The following is a 15,794-nucleotide window of genomic DNA, read 5'->3' on the forward strand; positions in this document are numbered from 1 at the left end:
GAGCGTCAGCGGAATCCGCGATTCCGCTTGGTTTTCCGGATCCACCCTGGCATCATGGAGTCGCCAAACTGCTGATGCGGGGTCCGGTTCTGCCGGTCTCCATCGGTTTTCACAGGGGTCCAGGCCGCAAGGCTTGGGCCCTTTGTGATTCCGGAGGTCGTCTCCTCCGCTACGTCATCATCACCTCCTGAAACGCTCGTGTCTGGCCGGCATGGCAATCGGTTCGGGCATGGTTTGCCCGTCACGGACAATGTTGTCGCGGCCTCCAGGGGCTGTCCACGATTCAAACGGGCGCGTTCCGGGCTCCCGAGCCGGCCGGTAGGGAGAACAAGGAGTCAGCGGAATCAACGTCTTGGATGTCGTCGTTGTGACGTTGGCGGCGTCTGAGCGTCGCCGTTCTGCCGAGAAACCGGCCCTTCAACGTCGTTGTTCTGCCGAAAGATTCCTGGGAGCGGAAAGCGCCGGACTCCGGGAAATGTCGCCGTTCTGCCGAAAAACTTGACCTGTGGTCTCGCGGTGACTCCGCAAAAGGCCTGAGAATCGGGGCAAACCGGACTCCGGCGAGTGTCGCCGTTCTGCCAATGTGCCGGTTCTCTTGCGGTCACACAGGCCGTCCAAGGCCCCCGCGAGTCCGCGAATCCCCAGGGAATCCAACAGCTTGACGGACTCCCCGCGGCCGCTTGGCCGGGCCGACCGTCAGAACGCGGACGTTTGGGCGCCGGTGGACTCACCCCCACCGGGTAGCCACGGGCGGAACTGGCAGAACGGCGACATTCGCCGACAGGTGCTGGGCCGGTCACAGGGAAGCTCCAACCGGCGCCCGGGAATCTTTCGGCAGAATGGCGACGTTTGCACCTGCGCCGTGGATCATGGGCGGCGCATCGGGAATCATGATCGGAACCGCCCTGCCTGAGATGTGGCTGTGGCGGCCGGGCGATGGAACGCGGGAACGGCATGGACGACCGGAAGAACGACAAGAACAACGCGGAGGAACTGCTGGACCGGCCGGTCCAGCTGGCGCTCCGCCTGGACTCGCCGTTGCGCGGGGACGTGAACAACGACCGGGCGCTGATGGCCTATTCGCTGTTCGGCCTGTCGAAGGACAAGGTGGAGAGCCTGCCCACCTTCGACGACGGCAAGGTCAAGATCGAGGTGCGGGCGCCGCGCGATGTCGGCGTTGCGACGATCTGGGACAAGTCGGTGCTGATCTACGCCGTCTCCCTGCTGCGCGAGAAGATGGCCGAGGGCAAGATGGGGCCGGAGGTCGGCAAGCTGCACTTCACCACCAGCGACCTCCAGCGGATCGTCGGCAAGACGGCCGGCGGCAGCGCTTACGACAAGATCGAGGGCGCGCTGGAGCGGCTTCAGGGCACGCAGATCAAGACGAACCTGGAAACCGGCGGCGAGGGCGAGACCGGCGCCTTCTCCTGGATTTCCGACTACAAGCTGCTGTACCGCCGCGGCAAGAAGGACGGGGAGCGGCAGGTCCGCGGCCTGACGCTGGTGCTGTCCAACTGGGTGGTGCGCGCGGCGCTCGGCAACAACCTGCTGACCTATTCCGAGGACTATTTCGCGCTGAAGCCGATCGAGAAGCGGCTCTACGAGATCGCCCGCGCCCATCTGGGGCACGGCAACGCCTTCTGGATGGCGCTGGAGCCGCTGCGCAAGCGGGTCGGCTCCGACAACGACCTGCGCAAGTTCAAGAACGCGCTGGGCCCCGTCCTCCAGGCCGACCGCATCCCGGGCTACGGCGTCCGCATCGTGGAGGCGGCGGAGTACAAGGAGATCATGACGGGGCGCGGCGCCTCCACCGCGCGCGTGCTGAACGCCGACCTGCCCGTGGTGTTCTGGCGCAAGGACCGGGGGGAGCCGTCCTCCTGGATCGATGTGCCGAAGGTCGAGTACGACGAGGTGGTCTGATCAATTCCCCGGTTTGGTCTTCGCATTGGCGGCCACGAAGGCCTCGATCTTGGCGAGCAGCAGCGGCGGAGTCTGAAGCATCGGGTAGTGGCCGGCGTTCTCGATCCGCTCGACGGTCAGATTCCGGTAGGCCTGCTCGAACTTCGGGCGCTCCGCCGCCTCCTGGTAGAAGGGGATGTCGTCCGCCCCGGTGATGAGCAGGACCGGCAGGTCGAGCCCGGCGACCTCCGCGCTGACGTCGGTGCCAGTGAACATCTTCAGATAGCCCAGCATCGCCTCGCGCCCGGTGGCGTTGCGGGCGATGGCCAGCTTGTAGTCCACCCAGCCGTCGGTGTAGCGCTGGGCGACGCGCGCCTTGATGGCCCCGCGCATGGCGTCGTCGGCGTCGACGATGGCCGCCAGCTTCTGGAGGCCGGCCTCGTCGGTCTTGAAGCCGGAGGCCGGGACGGGCGTCACGGCGACCAGGCTCTTCAGCCGGTCCCGGCCCTTCGCCGCCATGGCCTGGGCGATCAGCCCGGACATGGAATGGCCGACCACGTGGAACCGCTGGTGGCCGAGCCGGTCCATCAGGGCGAACATGTCCGCGGCGGCCTCGTCGGCGGTGTAGGCGCCGGCCAACTCCCGGGACCAGCCGTAGCCGCGCAGGTCGGCGAAGACGTAGGTGAAGTCCTTCCCGTTCAGGAAGGGCAGCAGGCCGGCGTAGTTGCTGTGGTCGCCCATCCATTCGTGCATGACCAGGATCGCCTCCGGCCCCGTGCCCACCGTGCCGTGGCCGACGATGGTCGTGCCGGCCGGCGACACAGACGGCGGCGTGACGGCGTACTGCGGCGGTTCGGCTGCCCAAGCGGCCGGCGCGACGGCGAGGAGGGCGGCAAGGCGGAGGACGAAGCGGAGGGGGGCGAAAGTCATGCGGGGGTGGTCCTCTCGGTCGGGGCGGTCGCGGCCCGCCAACGCCCCACCTTAGGCGAAAGCAACCGGAGCGCGAGCGTAGCGTTTCGTTCTGGCCGAAAAATAATCCTTATCGACGGTAAGGTCAATTTCCATGCGACCCGCCGCGTGAACCCGCGTGGCGTCAAAAAGCACTTCCCCCTCCCTTGACAGGTCCCCAGCGCCGGGCCACGTGTGCGTCACTTGGATCCGGGCCCCTCTGGCGACTTAGACGTGGTCGCGATGTCGGATCTCTTCACCTGCTCTTGCGCCGACGGGCGTGACCGCACTTGGAGGGACCGATGCCCCCTTGGACCCGAGACTCCCAAGCCTCCACTCTCTCCACACTCCCTCTGACGACCCTCCGCACCTTGCGGACCGCACACGGCGCCGTTCCGGCGCCGTGCCCTCGCGCGTCCGCATTTCCCTCAACCACCGAAAGCATGAGCACAGCCATGGACCAGACCGAACGCCAGATCATTGACGACCTGTTCGCCAAGCTGCGTCAGGCCGAGGCCCAGTCCGGCCCGCGCGACCCGCAGGCCGAAGCCCACATCCGCGACCTTGTCGCCCGCCAGCCCGCCGCGCCCTACCTGATGGCGCAGGCCATGGTGATGATGGAGCAGGCGCTCGCCGCCTCCCAGGCGCGCAACGAGGAGCTGGAGCAGCAACTCCGCGAGCGCCCGGCCAACAGCGGCGGCATCTTCGGCGGCCTGTTCGGCGGCGGCGCCAAGCCCGCCCCCGCGCCGCAGCGCACGATGAACGCCCCGGCCAACTCCCCGTGGGGCCAGCCGCAAACGCCCGCCTACGGCGACCCGCGCGTGGCCGCCTACGCCAACCCGCAGCAGCGCGCGGGCGGCGGCTTCATGGCCGGCGCCATGCAGACCGCCATGGGCGTCGCGGGCGGCATGCTGATCGGCAGCGCCCTGTCCAACATGTTCTCCGGCGGCGAGGCCATGGCCCAGGATGCGGTCAACCAAGTCGCCGAGCAGGTCCCGGATGAGGCCGCCTGGGACGACTCCGGCTTCGGGGATGAGGAAGAACTCTGATCGTCCGAGGGGCAACCGGCGGGGCGCAAGCCCCGTCGGGGGCTCGCAACTTTGGTACGCCCGGCACACCTGCAACCCCCTCACCCTAACCCTCTCCCCAGGGGGAGAGGGGATATTCCTGCGCCTTGCAGCCGGCTCCGTTCGCGACCGGAACGGAAATTATCTTGCGCGCCGGATCCGGGGACACTTTCCTCATGCTGGAGGCTGTGCGCCGCTCACGTCCTTGCTTTTTTCAAAGTCTTGGATGGTCAGCCTTGCCAGCATTTTCAATCGTATCTAGCTTCTCTGTAAGAGAAGAGTCCGTATGATCCCGCACTGCACAAGACGACGGGAAGCACAGGACAAGGAAAACCGGAACCGCAGGCCGTGATGCCGGCGCATGGGACTGTCCTGTGCGCAATGGTGACGCTCGCGCTTCGGCAAGGCCGGGTTTCCCGATCAAAAGAACGATAAGGAGGAAACCGTGCATCTGTTCGACCATCCCGACTTCGACGGCCACGAGCAGGTCGTGTTCTGCGCCGACCCGGAGTCCGGCCTGCGCGCCATCATCGCCGTGCACGACACGATGCTCGGCCCCTCGCTCGGCGGCTGCCGCATGTGGCCCTACGCCAGCGACGCAGAGGCCCTGCGCGACGTGCTGCGCCTGTCGCGCGGCATGACCTACAAGTCGGCACTCGCCGGGCTGCCGCTGGGCGGCGGCAAGTCGGTGATCATCGGCAACCCGCGCACCGACAAGACCGAGGCGTTGCTGCGGGCCATGGGGCGGAATGTCGAACGGCTGGGCGGGCGCTACATCGTCGCAGAGGATTCCGGCACCGGCGTGCCGGACATCAAGACCATGGCGCAGGAGACCACGCATGTGTCCGGCGTGGTGGAAAAGACCACGGGGACCGGCGGCACGCGCAGCGGCGACCCGTCGCCCTCCACCGCCTATGGCGTGTTCGTCGGGCTGAAGGCCGCCGTGCGGCACCGGCTGAACCGGACGGATCTGGAAGGGCTGACCGTGGCGATCCAGGGCGTGGGCAGTGTCGGCGGGCATCTGGCCCATTTCCTGCGCGACGCCGGGGCGACCCTGTGGGTCACGGACATCAACGCGGAGCAGGCGCGGCGGGTGGCGGAATCCGTCGGTGCGACGGCGGTCGCCCCCGACGCGATCTTCGACCTGGACGTGGACGTCTTCGCCCCCTGCGCGCTGGGCGCGGTGCTGAACGACGACACCATCGCGCGGCTGACCAGCCCGGTCGTCGCCGGGGCGGCCAACAACCAGCTGGCCGAGGAGCGGCACGGCCAGATGCTGTCCGACCGCGGCATCCTCTACGCGCCCGACTACGTCATCAACGCCGGCGGCGTGATCGATGTTTACTACGAGCGCGCCGGCTACGACCACGAGCGCGTCATGCGCCATGTGGAGAGCATCGCCGACACGCTGACCGAGATTTTCGCCCGCGCGGATGCCGAGCGCCGGCCGACCGCGGCGGTCGCGGACGGCATGGCGCGGCAGAAGGTGGGGCGGGCGCGGTAAAGACCGGAATGAAGAACGCGGACGGGGATTTACCACAGAGGCACGGAGACACAGAAGGCGCGGTTTCTCTGTGTCTCCGTGCCTCTGTGGTGGCGTTTGCCCCTCATCCCCGCCGCTTCAGATACGCCGTGGTCAGGTCCACCAGCCGGTCGCGGCCGAAGCTGGGGTCGTGGCCGGCGTGAACCACGGTGACGGGAAGGTCGCGCAGCCGTTCCATGGTGCGGACATAGTCCTCAACGTTGGCGCCGGGGATGTCGTCCAGCAGCGGGCCGTCGTAGATGGAGTCGCCGGAGAAGAGCGTCCCCGTCGACGCCTCCCACAGGCCGATGCCGCCCGGCGAGTGGCCGGGCAGGTGCAGGATCTCGAAGCGGCGGTCGCCGAGGTCCACCACGTCTCCTTCCTCCACCACGATGGCCGCGTTGGCCGGACGGACCTGGTAGTCGTCCAGGTCATAGCCGGCGTGCGGCAGCGCCGTGATCAGCTCCTCCCCCACCTCGTAGCCGGCGTCGCGGAGCTTTTGCAGCTCCTCCGCGCTGGAGTCCCGCGTGTGCAGGGCTGAGCGGCCGCGCGGCTGGCGCAGGCGGTCGGCTTCCAGCCGATGGACGAGGCAGGTGTCGAACTCGTGGTGACCGCCGACATGGTCGGTGTGGGTGTGGGTCGCGGCAGCGATCACCGGCTTGTCGATCAGGTGGCGGGCGGCCTCGCGCAGGCTGCAGATGCCCATGCCGGTGTCGACCAGCAGGTCGCGGTCGCGCCCGCGGATGTGCCAGATGTTGCAGCGGAGCAGCGGGACCACGTGCGGTTCCCACAGCAAGGTGATGTCATCGTCGATGCGGCGGGTCTCGAACCAGTGTTCGGCGATCTGGACGGGCATGGGGCGGCGGTTCCTGATGCGGGCGGTACGTACCAAAAATAGCAGCTGTGCGAGCGTTGTGCATCCGCCCGTTCATTGGTTTGCCTTAGCGCCTAAGGGATTGGTAGCGCTATCTTTTGAGGAGAGGCGCAGAGGAGCGCGGCGACCCGCAAACATTCGAAAGCTTGGCAGCATATTTACGTATTTTTATGATTATCTCTTTAGCGGTTGAGTGTCTTGACATCTTTGACACTCAACCACCAACACGCTGCCGGGCCGATCGTGAAACTGCAAAACCTGACCATCACCACGAAGATTGTCGCAGCACTTCTCCTCATGGCTGCATTGACGCTTGGCACGAACCTGAACGCGCTGTCGTCGATGTCGAAGATCAGCGGCGAGTATTCCGAGCTGATCGACCAGGAAGCCAAGGCGGCCGTCGCCCTGCCCCGTTCCAACCGCTCCTTGTCGGAAATCGGGCGGCTTCTCTACAAGATGATCGCCGAGGACGAGGAGGGCCAGACCCGCCGCCTGTCGGGGCGCGTCGACGAGGAGGCGACGATGTTCCTGAAGCGGACGAACGAGGCTATGGCGCTGCCGGGCGTGCGCGACGAGGTCGAGCGGCTCCAGGCCGAGTTCCGCCGCCTGATGACCATGGTGGCCGAGGTGCAGAAGGCCGCCGTCGCCCAGAACGACGCGCAGGCCAACACATTGATGGACGAGTCCTTCGGGCCGGCGTCGCTGAAGCTGAGCGCCGACTTGGTCACTCTGACCAACCAGTTGATCAAGCGGCTGGACGAGGCGTCGGACGAGGCGACCGCCTACGCCAACCACATTCACACGGTGACGCTGACCATCGCGCTGGTCGGCATCGCGCTGTGCCTCGGGCTGGCGCTGGCCGTCGCGCGTTATGGCATTGCCCGGCCGATCCGCGCCCTGTCCGCGGCGATGGAGCGGCTGGCCGCCGGCGACGAGGCGGTCGAGGTGCTGGGCCACGACCGCAAGGACGAGATCGGGCCGATGGCGCGGACGGTTCTGGTGTTCAAGGAGAACGCCGCCGCCAAGCGGCGCATGGAGGCCGAACAGGCGGAGCAGAAGGCCCGCGCGGAGGCGGAGCGCCACGCGCTGATGAACGGCATGGCCGAACAGTTCGAGGCGTCGGTCAAGACCGTCGTCGCCCAGGTGTCCAGCGCCGTGACCCAGGTCCAGGGCAACGCGCGGGAGCTGTCCGCCATGGCCGACCAGAGCAAGGCCCAGGCGGTCGCGGTGGCCGCGGCGACCCAGCAGGCGTCGGCCAACGTGCAGACCGTCGCCACCGCGGCGGAGGAGATGTCCAGCACCATCGCCGAGATCAGCCGCCAGGTGAACCGCTCCGCCGAGGTCGCCGGCCACGCGGTCGGCCGGGCGCAGGGCACCAACCAGAGCATCCAGGCCCTGGCCGCCCAGGCCGGCGCCATCGGCGACGTGGTCAAGCTGATCACCGACATCGCCAGCCAGACGAACCTTTTGGCGCTGAACGCGACCATCGAGGCGGCGCGCGCGGGCGAGGCCGGCAAGGGTTTCGCCGTGGTGGCGTCGGAGGTGAAGAACCTGGCCAACCAGACCGCCAAGGCCACCGACGAGATCGCCGCCCAGATCGGCGGCATGCAGCAGGCGACCGGGGAGGCGGTGCAGGCAATCGCCGAAATCTCCGACACGATCACCCAGATCAACGAGATCGCCACGACGATCGCCGCGGCCATGGAGGAGCAGGACGCCGCCACCAAGGAGATCGCCCGCAACGTTCAGCAGGCGGCGCACGGCACGGAGGAGGTGTCGTCCAACATCTCCGGCGTGGAGCAGGCGGCGCAGGGCACCGGCCGGGCCGCGTCCGAGCTGTCCGACGCGGCCGACGGGCTGGCTGAGCAGGCGACCGTCCTGTCGGACGAGGTCGACCGCTTCATTGCCCAGGTTCGGGTGGGGTGACGTCCCCAATCTGGTGTTCAGGCGGGTGGTGTTCGAGGCTGCCGGCCACCAGGGCCATCTTGGCGGCGGTCTCGATCGACTCGACCTCCAGCGGCGAGAGGCGGGCCGTGGCGCAGCCGGTGGCGCAGCGGTAGCGCCCGTACCACTCCCCGCCAGCCGTCCGCCAGCCCTGGACCAGGGGCCGGAGCCCTTCCTCCGGCCCCTCTCCGGGCGCGGCGTTCTCCTCCGGCCGCGCGATGTCGAAGCGCACCGGGTCTCCTGCCAGATCGAAGCCGATGGTGTAGGTCCAGGACTCGGCGCCGCCCTGGCCCGATCCTTGGCCCTGCTCCTGGCCCGACCCGGAATTTCCTGACCAGGTGCGGTGAGTCACGACGGGCGCTGGCGCGCAAGGGGTATGGGCCGGCATCGCTACCCTCCGGAACGTATTCCGTTCGGCAACAGCCGGAAGTGAAACTCGTTGCACCGGATTGGGAAGTCCTTGCGGGCAGACGGCCGGCAGGACGCCGTGCCGCCCGCCCGCAAGGAAGCCCGGAAAGCGCCGTTTTAAAGGCGCGCGCAGGCGTAGGCGTTGATCTCCGTGCCGACGGCGATTTCGACGATCTTCGGTTTGCGCCACGCTTTCATGGTCATCCTCCTCTGGGTCATGAACGGAATGGTCAACGCTCAATCGGAGCCGACGGTCACCTTGATCTGCGAGAAATAGGCGGCGAGGTTCTCGATGTCGGCGTCCGACAGGCTTTTCGCGATGATGGACATCTGCTCGTTGTTGCGAACGCCCTCGCGGAAGGCCTTGAGCTGGGCCGTCAGGTAGACGTCGCTCTGCCCCGCGAGGTTCGGCACGCCGGGCATCGTCGCCATGCCCTGGCGGCCGTGGCAGGTCTGGCACTGCGTCGCCTTGGCCGACCCGGCCTCGCGGTCGCCGGCAGCCCCGGCCGGGGCCGCACCGAGAAGGGTCAACGCAAGGCCGAATGCACCCCAAAAGGCTGAAGCACTGCGCATCCGCACCGTCCTCACCTCACTGCCCGGTGTAGGAAATGCGGTAGACGGCGCCGGCCAGGTCGTCGGACACCAGCAGCGAACCGTCCAGATACTGCACGACGTCCACCGGCCGCCCGAGATACTCGCCGGTCTTGTCGTTCAGCCAGCCCTCGGCGAAGACCTCGGTCTTGCCGTTGGTGCCGTCGGGCTTCACCTCGGTGAACATGATGCGCGCGCCGACCGGCTTGGTGCGGTTCCAGGAACCATGCTCGGCGTCGAAGATGCCGCCCTTGTACTTCGCCGGGAACATGGAGCCGCTGTAGAAGGTCATGCCGAGATCGGCGGCGTGGGGGGCCATCTCCACCACCGGCGGGACCGCGTCCTTCGGCGGCTCGGTGGTCTTGTACTCCACGGTGCGGACCATGCCGCCGCCGTACCAGGGGAAGCCGAAATGCTGGCCCATCTTGGTGGCGCGGTTCAGCTCGCCCGGCGGCTGGTCGTCGCCCATGCCGTCCACTTGGTTGTCGGTGAACCACAGCTCGCCGTTGGCCGGGTTGAAGTCCATGCCGACCGAATTGCGGATGCCGCGGGCGTAGACCTCGCGGTTCTTGCCGTCGCGGTCCATGCGGATGATGCCGCCGATGCCCTGCTCGTTGTAGAGCTTCGCCTTCTCCGGTGGCGGCACGTTGTAGGGCTGGCCGAGCGCCACGTAGAGCTTGTCGTCGGGGCCGATGCGGCAGACGCGCGCCCCGTGGTTGAAGGATTCCTCCTCCGTCGGGATCAGCTTTTCCGCGACCACGCCGACCGCGACGTCCGGGCTTTCATAGAAGAACTCGGCGGCGGGGAAGACCAGGACGCGGTTGTGCTCCGCGATGAAGAGGAAGCCGTCCTTGCTGAAGCAGACGCCGTTCGGCACCTTGAAGTCGATGGAGGGGGCGAAGCGCTTCACCTCGTCGGCCACGCGGGCCTTGGCGCGGTCGGTCACCGCCCAGACGTCGGCCTTGCGCGTGCCGACGAAGACCACGCCCACGTTGGTGCCGACCGCCATGTGGCGGGCGTCGGGCACGATGGCGTAGAGGTCGATCTTGAAGCCCGGCGGCAGCTTCACCTGCTTCAGGTTCTCGCGGATCGCCGCGGCGCGGGCGCCGCCCTGCTCCACCGTCTGGATGCGCAGCGGCGCGCCGGTGGTCTTGAAGTCCTGCAGCTTGTTCAGGTTGCTGGGCTGGTTGGTGGACTGCGCGGACGCGCCCGCCGCCAAGGCCACGGTCATGGCCGTGGTTAAGGCCGTCGCGCAGAGCAGAGTTGAGATGCGATGCTTCACCGTCATTCCAATTTCCTCCCGTCGCTCGTCTTGTTGGTTGGGCTTGCTTTGTTAGTTTGGATCAACGGACTTTTTGGATCGGCGCGCGCACGCCTCCTTCCCCGATGCCGCTGGGACCGGGTGGCAAGGCTTCACAAGCGTAGGCAAAAGGTGCGAGGCGCTCGGCGCGTCGTTTCTTCCAGTTCAAGAATAATGCTGCAAGATGTCGCAGCAACTCAATACCACTGTTGATCAAGGGGACGGCGGCAAGAGTCGACCCCATCGGGTTCCGGCACCGCTTTTTTGCGTTGCCCGACCTTTTGCCCGCGCAACCGGCCTTCCGCCGCCGGTGTTGGAAGGAGGGATTGCGCCGCGATGCTCGTTCCCGTGGAGACCCCCAGTATGACACCGACGCCCCCGATCCTGTTCTGCCTGTCCGCGCTGGCCACGCTTCCCATTCTGTGGCCGGGTCCGGGCGACGCCAGCTATGCGGCGTTCGAAAAGACCCGCGGCATGCCGGACCTGAGCGGGCTGTCCACGCGGACCGACCCCCAGGTGCAGGGCCATGGCCGGATCATCAAGGGCCTCTACTACGTCACGGAACCGGAGGGGCCGAACGAACTGGTCGCCTTCTACAACGCCTGTGAGCACCAGCTGGAGAGCCGGCCCTTCCTGATCTTCGACTTCGGGACGCAGCGCTACTATTTCGACGCCGACCGCGACGGCCGGCTGGACGAGACGGGGCCTGGGGGCGAGGGCATCGACCCGGTCCCCTTCGCCCAGCGGGAGGTGGACTGGTCGACCTACTGCTACGGCGAGCGCGCCGGCTGAGCGGGGGTCAGTGCGGGCGCTGCGCCAGCAGGGGGCCGAGCGCGTCGTTGGCGCCGTTCAGCAGGATCTGGACGCCGACGCAGAACAGCAGGAAAGCGAACAGCCGCGTCAGCACGCGGGCGCGCGTCGGCCCGAGCAGCGCGACCAGCCGGTCGGCGGAGCGGTAGGACAGCCAGATCAGCACCGCGATCGCTAGCGCCGCCGCCGACACGCCGAAGAAGAAGCTGGGCAGCCCCGCCGGATCGGCCGGCCGGTTGGCGCCCAGCGCGATGCAGACGGAGATGGTGCCCGGCCCCGTGGTGAAGGGGATGGTCAGCGGGAAGAAGGCCGACTCCTCCACCGCGCCGGCCGGAGCGGCCTGTTCCTGCTTGCGCGCCTCGTGCTCCTCCGGTGCGGAGAGCAGCGCCCAGGCGCGTTCCGCCACCACGAAGCCGCCGGCGATGCGGAGCGCGGCCAGCGAGATGCCGAAGAAGTTCAGCACGTAGGCTCCCGCCCACAGCGCCACCAGCATGACGATGGCCGAATAGACGCTGACCAGCGTCGCCAACTGCATGTGCTCCCGCGGGCTCCGCCCCGCCGTGACCTGGCTGAAGATCAGCGCCATGGCGATCGGGTTTACGATCGAGAACAGGGCGGGAAAGGCGAGCAGGAAGCTTTCGAACATGCGGGCGGGTCGTCCGGCGGAGAGGTGGTCCGCCGTGGTACATGGGGTGTGTGCGTGTTGGCAAGCCACCGCTTGGTTTTAGGTGGGGGGCTTGTTCCTTCTCCCCTCCGGGGAGAAGGTTAGGATGAGGGGGCGGCCGCAGGCCGACAACCAAGGCTCATTGCAGCGCTTGGACGCCCTTCGAGCGCCCCCTCACCCAACCGGTCGCTCGCAAGTCTCGCGACCTCGCTCCGCCTTTGATCGCCTTCGGCGCTCAATCGGCCTTCAGCCGCCGGCTCTGCGCCCCAGAGGGGCGAGGGCTTTTACCCCGCCGCGGCCAGAACCCGCCTTGCCTTCCTCGCCACGGCCTCGTCGATCATGCGGCCGGCGATGACGCCGACGCCTTTGGCGTTCTCCTCCAGGATCAGGCGGGCTTCGGCCACCTGCTCCGGTGTCGGGGTCAGGGCTTCGTTGATGGGGGCGATCTGGCGGGGGTGGATGGCCGCCTTGGCGGTGAAGCCCATGCGGACCGCCGCCGCGACCTCCGCGCGAAGCCCGGCCTCGTCGGCCAGGGCGAAGAAGGGGGAGTCGATGGCGGCGATCCCGGCCAGCGCGGCGGCGTTGACCACGCGGGAGCGGGCGGACAGCAGCGGTTCCCACGCGACCTCGGCACCCAAATCCGCCGCGAGGTCGGCGGCGCCGAAAAACAGGGCGTCGAGGCGGGGGGTGGACTGGGCGATGGATTCCGCCAGGGCGACGCCGCGCGCGCTTTCGATCAGGGCTACGAGGCGGGTCGCCTTGCGGGATTCGGTCAGCAGGCCGTCGATCAGGCGCAGCGTGTCGGCCGAGTCGGTCTTCGGCACCAGGATCAGGTCGGGCTCGGCCGGGGAGCGGACCAGCGCCAGCAGATCCTCCAGCCCGAAGGCGGTGTTGGGGGCGTTGATTCGCAGGACGCGGACGATGCGGCCGTCGTGGGGCGTCGCCATCCAGTCGAGCGCCGTTTGACGTGCCGCCGCCTTGTCGGCGGGGGCGACGGCGTCCTCCAGGTCCACGATCAGAGCGTCGGCCCCGGCCTCCGCCGCGCGGTCGAAGCGGTCGGGTTTCGTAGCCGGGGTGAACAGCCAGCTGCGGCGGCGGGTGGGGGCCGGGTTCATGGGAGCCTCCGGAAAACCATGCGGCGCATGGGCTGGTCGAACGCGGTCGCACCGTCCGGCTCGGTCCGGCCGGTCGCGGCGAAGCGGCGGCGCATCTCCGCCTCCACCGCCGGCAGGCGGTCGCGCCGGGTGGGGTCGACGGCGACGACGTGGGTGATGAAACGGTCGGCGTCGGCGTGGCGCACCACCGTCGTGTAGACGGTCTCGTCCGTCTGTTCGAGGGGGAGCGGCGGGTGCTTCAGCGTGTCATAGGCGGCGGCGCGAACTTCCGTCTCGTCCTCGATGGGGCGCACTGCCTCGAAGTAGGGACCGTCTGCAATCGGTTCCACGACCACGAGCGTGCCGTGGGGCTTCAGCACCCGCGCGGCCTCGGCGAGCGCGTCGGACATCACCGGCAGCGGCAGGTGGTGGAAGCTGTTGGAGAAGACCAGGGCGTCCACCGACGCGTCGTCCAGCGGCAGCGCCTCCCCCCGGCCGACGCGGTAGCTGGCGCCGGGGACGGGGCCAAGGACGGCGTCGGCCTTGCGGGCGCGGGCCAGCTGGTCCTCGCTGATCTCGATGCCGATGGCCTGGGCGCCCTCGCCGGCGAAGTGGCGGGTCAGGGAGCCGTCGCCGCAGCCGACGTCCACCACCGTCCGCCCCTTGGGATCCAGAACCTCGACCAGCGCTTCCTTCAGTGTCATGCGGCGCATCAGGCGGCCTCCAGCTCGGCGCTCATGGCGACCTGGCCGGTGTGGTCGAGCGCCCAGAGCGTTGCCCCGCCGACCCGCGGCGAGCCGCAGAGCGTGAAGGGGTGCACGTCGAACAGCGGCCGGCGCGCGCGGAAGCGGAAGGCGGTGACCCGTGCGCCCGGATTCTCGCGCAGGAACAGGTCGACCAGCAGGGTGGCGGTCAGCGGTCCATGGACGATCAGGCCCGGGTAGCCCTCCACCTCCTCGCAATACTTGCGGTCGTAGTGGATGCGGTGGCCATTGAAGGTGATGGCGGAGTAGCGGAACAGCAGCACCGGGTCCGGCACCATCGGACGCCGCCAGACGGCGTCGGGGGACGGTTCGGAGGGCGGGGGAGCCTCGCCCGGCTTGGGGGCCTCTCGGTAGACGATGTCGTGCACCTCGCGGATGGCGAGGCCGGCCTCGGTGGAGACCTCGTGCAGGACCTTCACGAAGACCATCTCGCCCGACCGGCCGCTCTTGTGCTGGACGTCGCCGATGGTGGAGCGGCGGCGCAGCGCCTCTCCCGTGCGGATCGGGGCGACGAACTCCAGTTGGCTGCCGGCCCACATGCGGCGCGGCAGCGGTACCGGCGGCAGGAAGCCGCCGCGCTTGGGGTGGCCGTCTTCCGAAATGTCGCGCTGCGGCGCCTTGGGCAGGAAGTAGAGCCAGTGGCCGAGCGGCGGGACCTCCCCCGCGTGCCAGGGCGGGTCGAGGTGGTCGAGCGTCGCCGCCAGCCCGGCGAGCGGGGCCGCCGCGGCCACGTCCAGATGCTCTTCCTCGCGGCCGATCCAGTCCTTCAGGCTTTCAAAAGTCATGGGGCGAACTCCTTGCGCAGAGTTTCTGTGTGCTGGCCGATGGCGGGCACCGGGCGGGGGTGGAAGGTCTCGCCGTTCCAGCGCTGCGGCGGGGCGACGGCGCTGACCGGTCCGGTGGGGGTGTCGACCTCGATGCGGCGCAGCTGGCTGTGCGCCGACAGGTCGGCCACGCTGTTAAGCGAGCCGAAGGCGATGCGCGCCCGGCGCAGCCGCTCCGTCGCCTGGGCGCGGTCCAGTTTCGCGAAGAAGGCGCCGACCGTGGCGTCCAACTCCGGCCGGTTGGCGACGCGCAGCGTGTTGGAGACGAAGCGCGGGTCGGTGGCGAGGTCCGGCTGTTCCAGCACCTCCGCACAGAAGGTCTTCCACTCCCGCTCGTTCTGGATGGAGATGACCACCGTGTGGCCGTCCGACAGGGCGAAAGCGCCGTAGGGGGCGATGGAGGGGTGGTTCAGCCCGACGCGCTGCGGCGCCTTCCCGCCATAGTCCTGGTGCAGCAGCGGCACGGTCATCCAGTCGGCGATGGAGTCGAAGAGCGACACGGCGATGCCGCGCCCCTTCCCCGTCCGTTCCCGCTCGAACAGGGCCTGGAGCACGGCGGTGTGGGCGTACATGCCGCAGGCGATGTCGGCGACCGACACGCCGACACGGCCCGGCGCCTCCGGCGCACCGGTGATGGCGGCCAGCCCCGTCTCGCTCTGCACCAGCAGGTCGTAGGCCTTCATGTCGCGGTAGGGGCCATCCTCGCCATAGCCGCTGATGTCCACGGTGATCAGGCGCGGGTGACGCTCGCGCAGCGTGGCGGAGCCGAATCCGGCACGCTCCGCCGCACCGGGCGCGAGGTTCTGGACGAAGACGTCGGCCTTCTCCAGAACGCGGTGCAGGAAGGCGACGTCCCCATCATCCTTGATGTCGAGGACGATCGATTCCTTGCCGCGGTTGAGCCAGACGAAATAGGCGCTTTCCCCGTGGGCGACGTGGTCGTAGTGGCGGGCGAAGTCGCCCTCCGGCCGCTCGATTTTGATGACGCGGGCGCCGGCGTCGGCGAGGCGCGAGGTGCAGTAGGGGGCCGCCACTGCCTGTTCCAGCGCGACGACCAGGACTCCGTCCAGGGGAAGGTTGCTCAT

The 15,794-nt window shown here is 68.5% G+C and carries 16 protein-coding genes; 5 read left to right on the forward strand and 11 right to left on the reverse strand.

Annotated elements, in window-relative coordinates:
* The first annotated feature begins 936 nt into the window (after positions 1-936).
* Positions 937-1,920: a replication initiator protein A gene (locus M2351_RS22400; protein WP_264658266.1), complete on the forward strand. Its 984-nt coding sequence runs from the start codon at positions 937-939 to the stop codon at positions 1,918-1,920.
* On the opposite strand, the gene M2351_RS22405 is transcribed toward M2351_RS22400, so the two are convergent.
* The gene (locus M2351_RS22405; protein ID WP_264658267.1) at positions 1,921-2,829 is read right to left on the reverse strand and encodes an alpha/beta fold hydrolase; all 909 of its coding nucleotides are present in this window, start codon (positions 2,827-2,829) and stop codon (positions 1,921-1,923) included.
* Between the two features lie 473 nt (positions 2,830-3,302).
* Between M2351_RS22405 and M2351_RS22410 the strand changes: the two genes are divergently transcribed.
* Together M2351_RS22410 and M2351_RS22415 are read left to right on the forward strand one after the other, a co-directional pair.
* Positions 3,303-3,896 carry a DUF2076 domain-containing protein gene (locus tag M2351_RS22410; RefSeq protein ID WP_264658268.1) on the forward strand — a complete coding sequence of 198 codons (594 nt, stop codon included), beginning with the start codon at positions 3,303-3,305 and terminating at the stop codon, positions 3,894-3,896.
* 463 nt (positions 3,897-4,359) lie between these two features.
* Positions 4,360-5,418, forward strand: coding sequence for a Glu/Leu/Phe/Val dehydrogenase dimerization domain-containing protein (locus M2351_RS22415; protein ID WP_264658269.1), 1,059 nt, complete (start codon positions 4,360-4,362; stop codon positions 5,416-5,418).
* Between the two features lie 103 nt (positions 5,419-5,521).
* On the opposite strand, the gene M2351_RS22420 is transcribed toward M2351_RS22415, so the two are convergent.
* Positions 5,522-6,292, reverse strand: a complete 771-nt coding sequence (locus tag M2351_RS22420; protein WP_264658270.1) for an MBL fold metallo-hydrolase — start codon at positions 6,290-6,292, stop codon at positions 5,522-5,524.
* A 261-nt stretch (positions 6,293-6,553) separates the two neighbouring features.
* Here M2351_RS22420 and M2351_RS22425 point away from each other — a divergent pair, with 261 nt between their 5' ends.
* Complete coding sequence (locus M2351_RS22425; protein ID WP_264658271.1) at positions 6,554-8,236, forward strand: methyl-accepting chemotaxis protein; 1,683 nt, start codon at positions 6,554-6,556, stop codon at positions 8,234-8,236.
* Here the strand turns inward: M2351_RS22425 and M2351_RS22430 are convergent.
* The 4 genes from M2351_RS22430 to M2351_RS22445 all read right to left on the reverse strand — a co-directional run bounded on the left by M2351_RS22430 (position 8,211) and on the right by M2351_RS22445 (position 10,541).
* Positions 8,211-8,642, reverse strand: a complete 432-nt coding sequence (locus M2351_RS22430; RefSeq protein WP_264658272.1) for a hypothetical protein — start codon at positions 8,640-8,642, stop codon at positions 8,211-8,213. The genes M2351_RS22425 and M2351_RS22430 overlap by 26 nt on opposite strands.
* A gap of 137 nt (positions 8,643-8,779) precedes the next feature.
* The gene (gene pqqA, locus M2351_RS22435; RefSeq protein WP_319801922.1) at positions 8,780-8,860 is read right to left on the reverse strand and encodes a pyrroloquinoline quinone precursor peptide PqqA; all 81 of its coding nucleotides are present in this window, start codon (positions 8,858-8,860) and stop codon (positions 8,780-8,782) included.
* A gap of 39 nt (positions 8,861-8,899) precedes the next feature.
* Entirely contained in the window at positions 8,900-9,235 is a 336-nt protein-coding gene (locus tag M2351_RS22440; RefSeq protein WP_264658274.1) for a c-type cytochrome, read from the reverse strand.
* Positions 9,236-9,251: 16 nt separating this feature from the next.
* Positions 9,252-10,541, reverse strand: a complete 1,290-nt coding sequence (locus tag M2351_RS22445; protein ID WP_264658275.1) for a PQQ-dependent sugar dehydrogenase — start codon at positions 10,539-10,541, stop codon at positions 9,252-9,254.
* Positions 10,542-10,916: 375 nt separating this feature from the next.
* On the opposite strand from M2351_RS22445, the gene M2351_RS22450 reads away from it, so the two are divergent.
* Positions 10,917-11,345: a hypothetical protein gene (locus tag M2351_RS22450; RefSeq protein WP_264658276.1), complete on the forward strand. Its 429-nt coding sequence runs from the start codon at positions 10,917-10,919 to the stop codon at positions 11,343-11,345.
* 7 nt (positions 11,346-11,352) lie between these two features.
* Here M2351_RS22450 and M2351_RS22455 read toward each other — a convergent pair whose 3' ends face one another.
* The 5 genes from M2351_RS22455 to M2351_RS22475 all read right to left on the reverse strand — a co-directional run bounded on the left by M2351_RS22455 (position 11,353) and on the right by M2351_RS22475 (position 15,794).
* Positions 11,353-12,009, reverse strand: a complete 657-nt coding sequence (locus tag M2351_RS22455; RefSeq protein ID WP_264658277.1) for a MarC family protein — start codon at positions 12,007-12,009, stop codon at positions 11,353-11,355.
* Between the two features lie 302 nt (positions 12,010-12,311).
* Complete coding sequence (gene ripC, locus M2351_RS22460) at positions 12,312-13,142, reverse strand: itaconate degradation C-C-lyase RipC (protein WP_264658278.1); 831 nt, start codon at positions 13,140-13,142, stop codon at positions 12,312-12,314.
* The gene (locus tag M2351_RS22465) at positions 13,139-13,834 is read right to left on the reverse strand and encodes a class I SAM-dependent methyltransferase (protein ID WP_264658279.1); all 696 of its coding nucleotides are present in this window, start codon (positions 13,832-13,834) and stop codon (positions 13,139-13,141) included. The genes ripC and M2351_RS22465 overlap by 4 nt, the downstream gene beginning before the upstream one ends.
* Positions 13,834-14,670, reverse strand: a complete 837-nt coding sequence (locus M2351_RS22470; protein WP_264658280.1) for an FAS1-like dehydratase domain-containing protein — start codon at positions 14,668-14,670, stop codon at positions 13,834-13,836. The genes M2351_RS22465 and M2351_RS22470 overlap by 1 nt, the downstream gene beginning before the upstream one ends.
* Entirely contained in the window at positions 14,667-15,794 is a 1,128-nt protein-coding gene (locus tag M2351_RS22475; protein ID WP_264658281.1) for a CaiB/BaiF CoA transferase family protein, read from the reverse strand. Before M2351_RS22475 ends, M2351_RS22470 begins: the two co-directional genes overlap by 4 nt.

Source organism: Azospirillum canadense (genome assembly GCF_025961225.1).
Taxonomy (GTDB): Bacteria; Pseudomonadota; Alphaproteobacteria; order Azospirillales; family Azospirillaceae; genus Azospirillum; species Azospirillum canadense.

Excerpts from the sequence above, each read along its gene's own strand:
- M2351_RS22400 (WP_264658266.1), top strand. The coding sequence starts at position 937 with ATGGAACGCGGGAACGGCATGGACGACCGGAAGAACGACAAGAACAAC.
- M2351_RS22405 (WP_264658267.1), bottom strand. The coding sequence starts at position 2,829 with ATGACTTTCGCCCCCCTCCGCTTCGTCCTCCGCCTTGCCGCCCTCCTC.
- M2351_RS22410 (WP_264658268.1), top strand. The coding sequence starts at position 3,303 with ATGGACCAGACCGAACGCCAGATCATTGACGACCTGTTCGCCAAGCTG.
- M2351_RS22420 (WP_264658270.1), bottom strand. The coding sequence starts at position 6,292 with ATGCCCGTCCAGATCGCCGAACACTGGTTCGAGACCCGCCGCATCGAC.
- M2351_RS22430 (WP_264658272.1), bottom strand. The coding sequence starts at position 8,642 with ATGCCGGCCCATACCCCTTGCGCGCCAGCGCCCGTCGTGACTCACCGC.
- pqqA (WP_319801922.1), bottom strand. The coding sequence starts at position 8,860 with ATGAAAGCGTGGCGCAAACCGAAGATCGTCGAAATCGCCGTCGGCACG.
- M2351_RS22440 (WP_264658274.1), bottom strand. The coding sequence starts at position 9,235 with ATGCGCAGTGCTTCAGCCTTTTGGGGTGCATTCGGCCTTGCGTTGACC.
- M2351_RS22445 (WP_264658275.1), bottom strand. The coding sequence starts at position 10,541 with ATGACGGTGAAGCATCGCATCTCAACTCTGCTCTGCGCGACGGCCTTA.
- M2351_RS22450 (WP_264658276.1), top strand. The coding sequence starts at position 10,917 with ATGACACCGACGCCCCCGATCCTGTTCTGCCTGTCCGCGCTGGCCACG.
- M2351_RS22455 (WP_264658277.1), bottom strand. The coding sequence starts at position 12,009 with ATGTTCGAAAGCTTCCTGCTCGCCTTTCCCGCCCTGTTCTCGATCGTA.
- ripC (WP_264658278.1), bottom strand. The coding sequence starts at position 13,142 with ATGAACCCGGCCCCCACCCGCCGCCGCAGCTGGCTGTTCACCCCGGCT.
- M2351_RS22465 (WP_264658279.1), bottom strand. The coding sequence starts at position 13,834 with ATGCGCCGCATGACACTGAAGGAAGCGCTGGTCGAGGTTCTGGATCCC.
- M2351_RS22470 (WP_264658280.1), bottom strand. The coding sequence starts at position 14,670 with ATGACTTTTGAAAGCCTGAAGGACTGGATCGGCCGCGAGGAAGAGCAT.
- M2351_RS22475 (WP_264658281.1), bottom strand. The coding sequence starts at position 15,794 with ATGAGCAACCTTCCCCTGGACGGAGTCCTGGTCGTCGCGCTGGAACAG.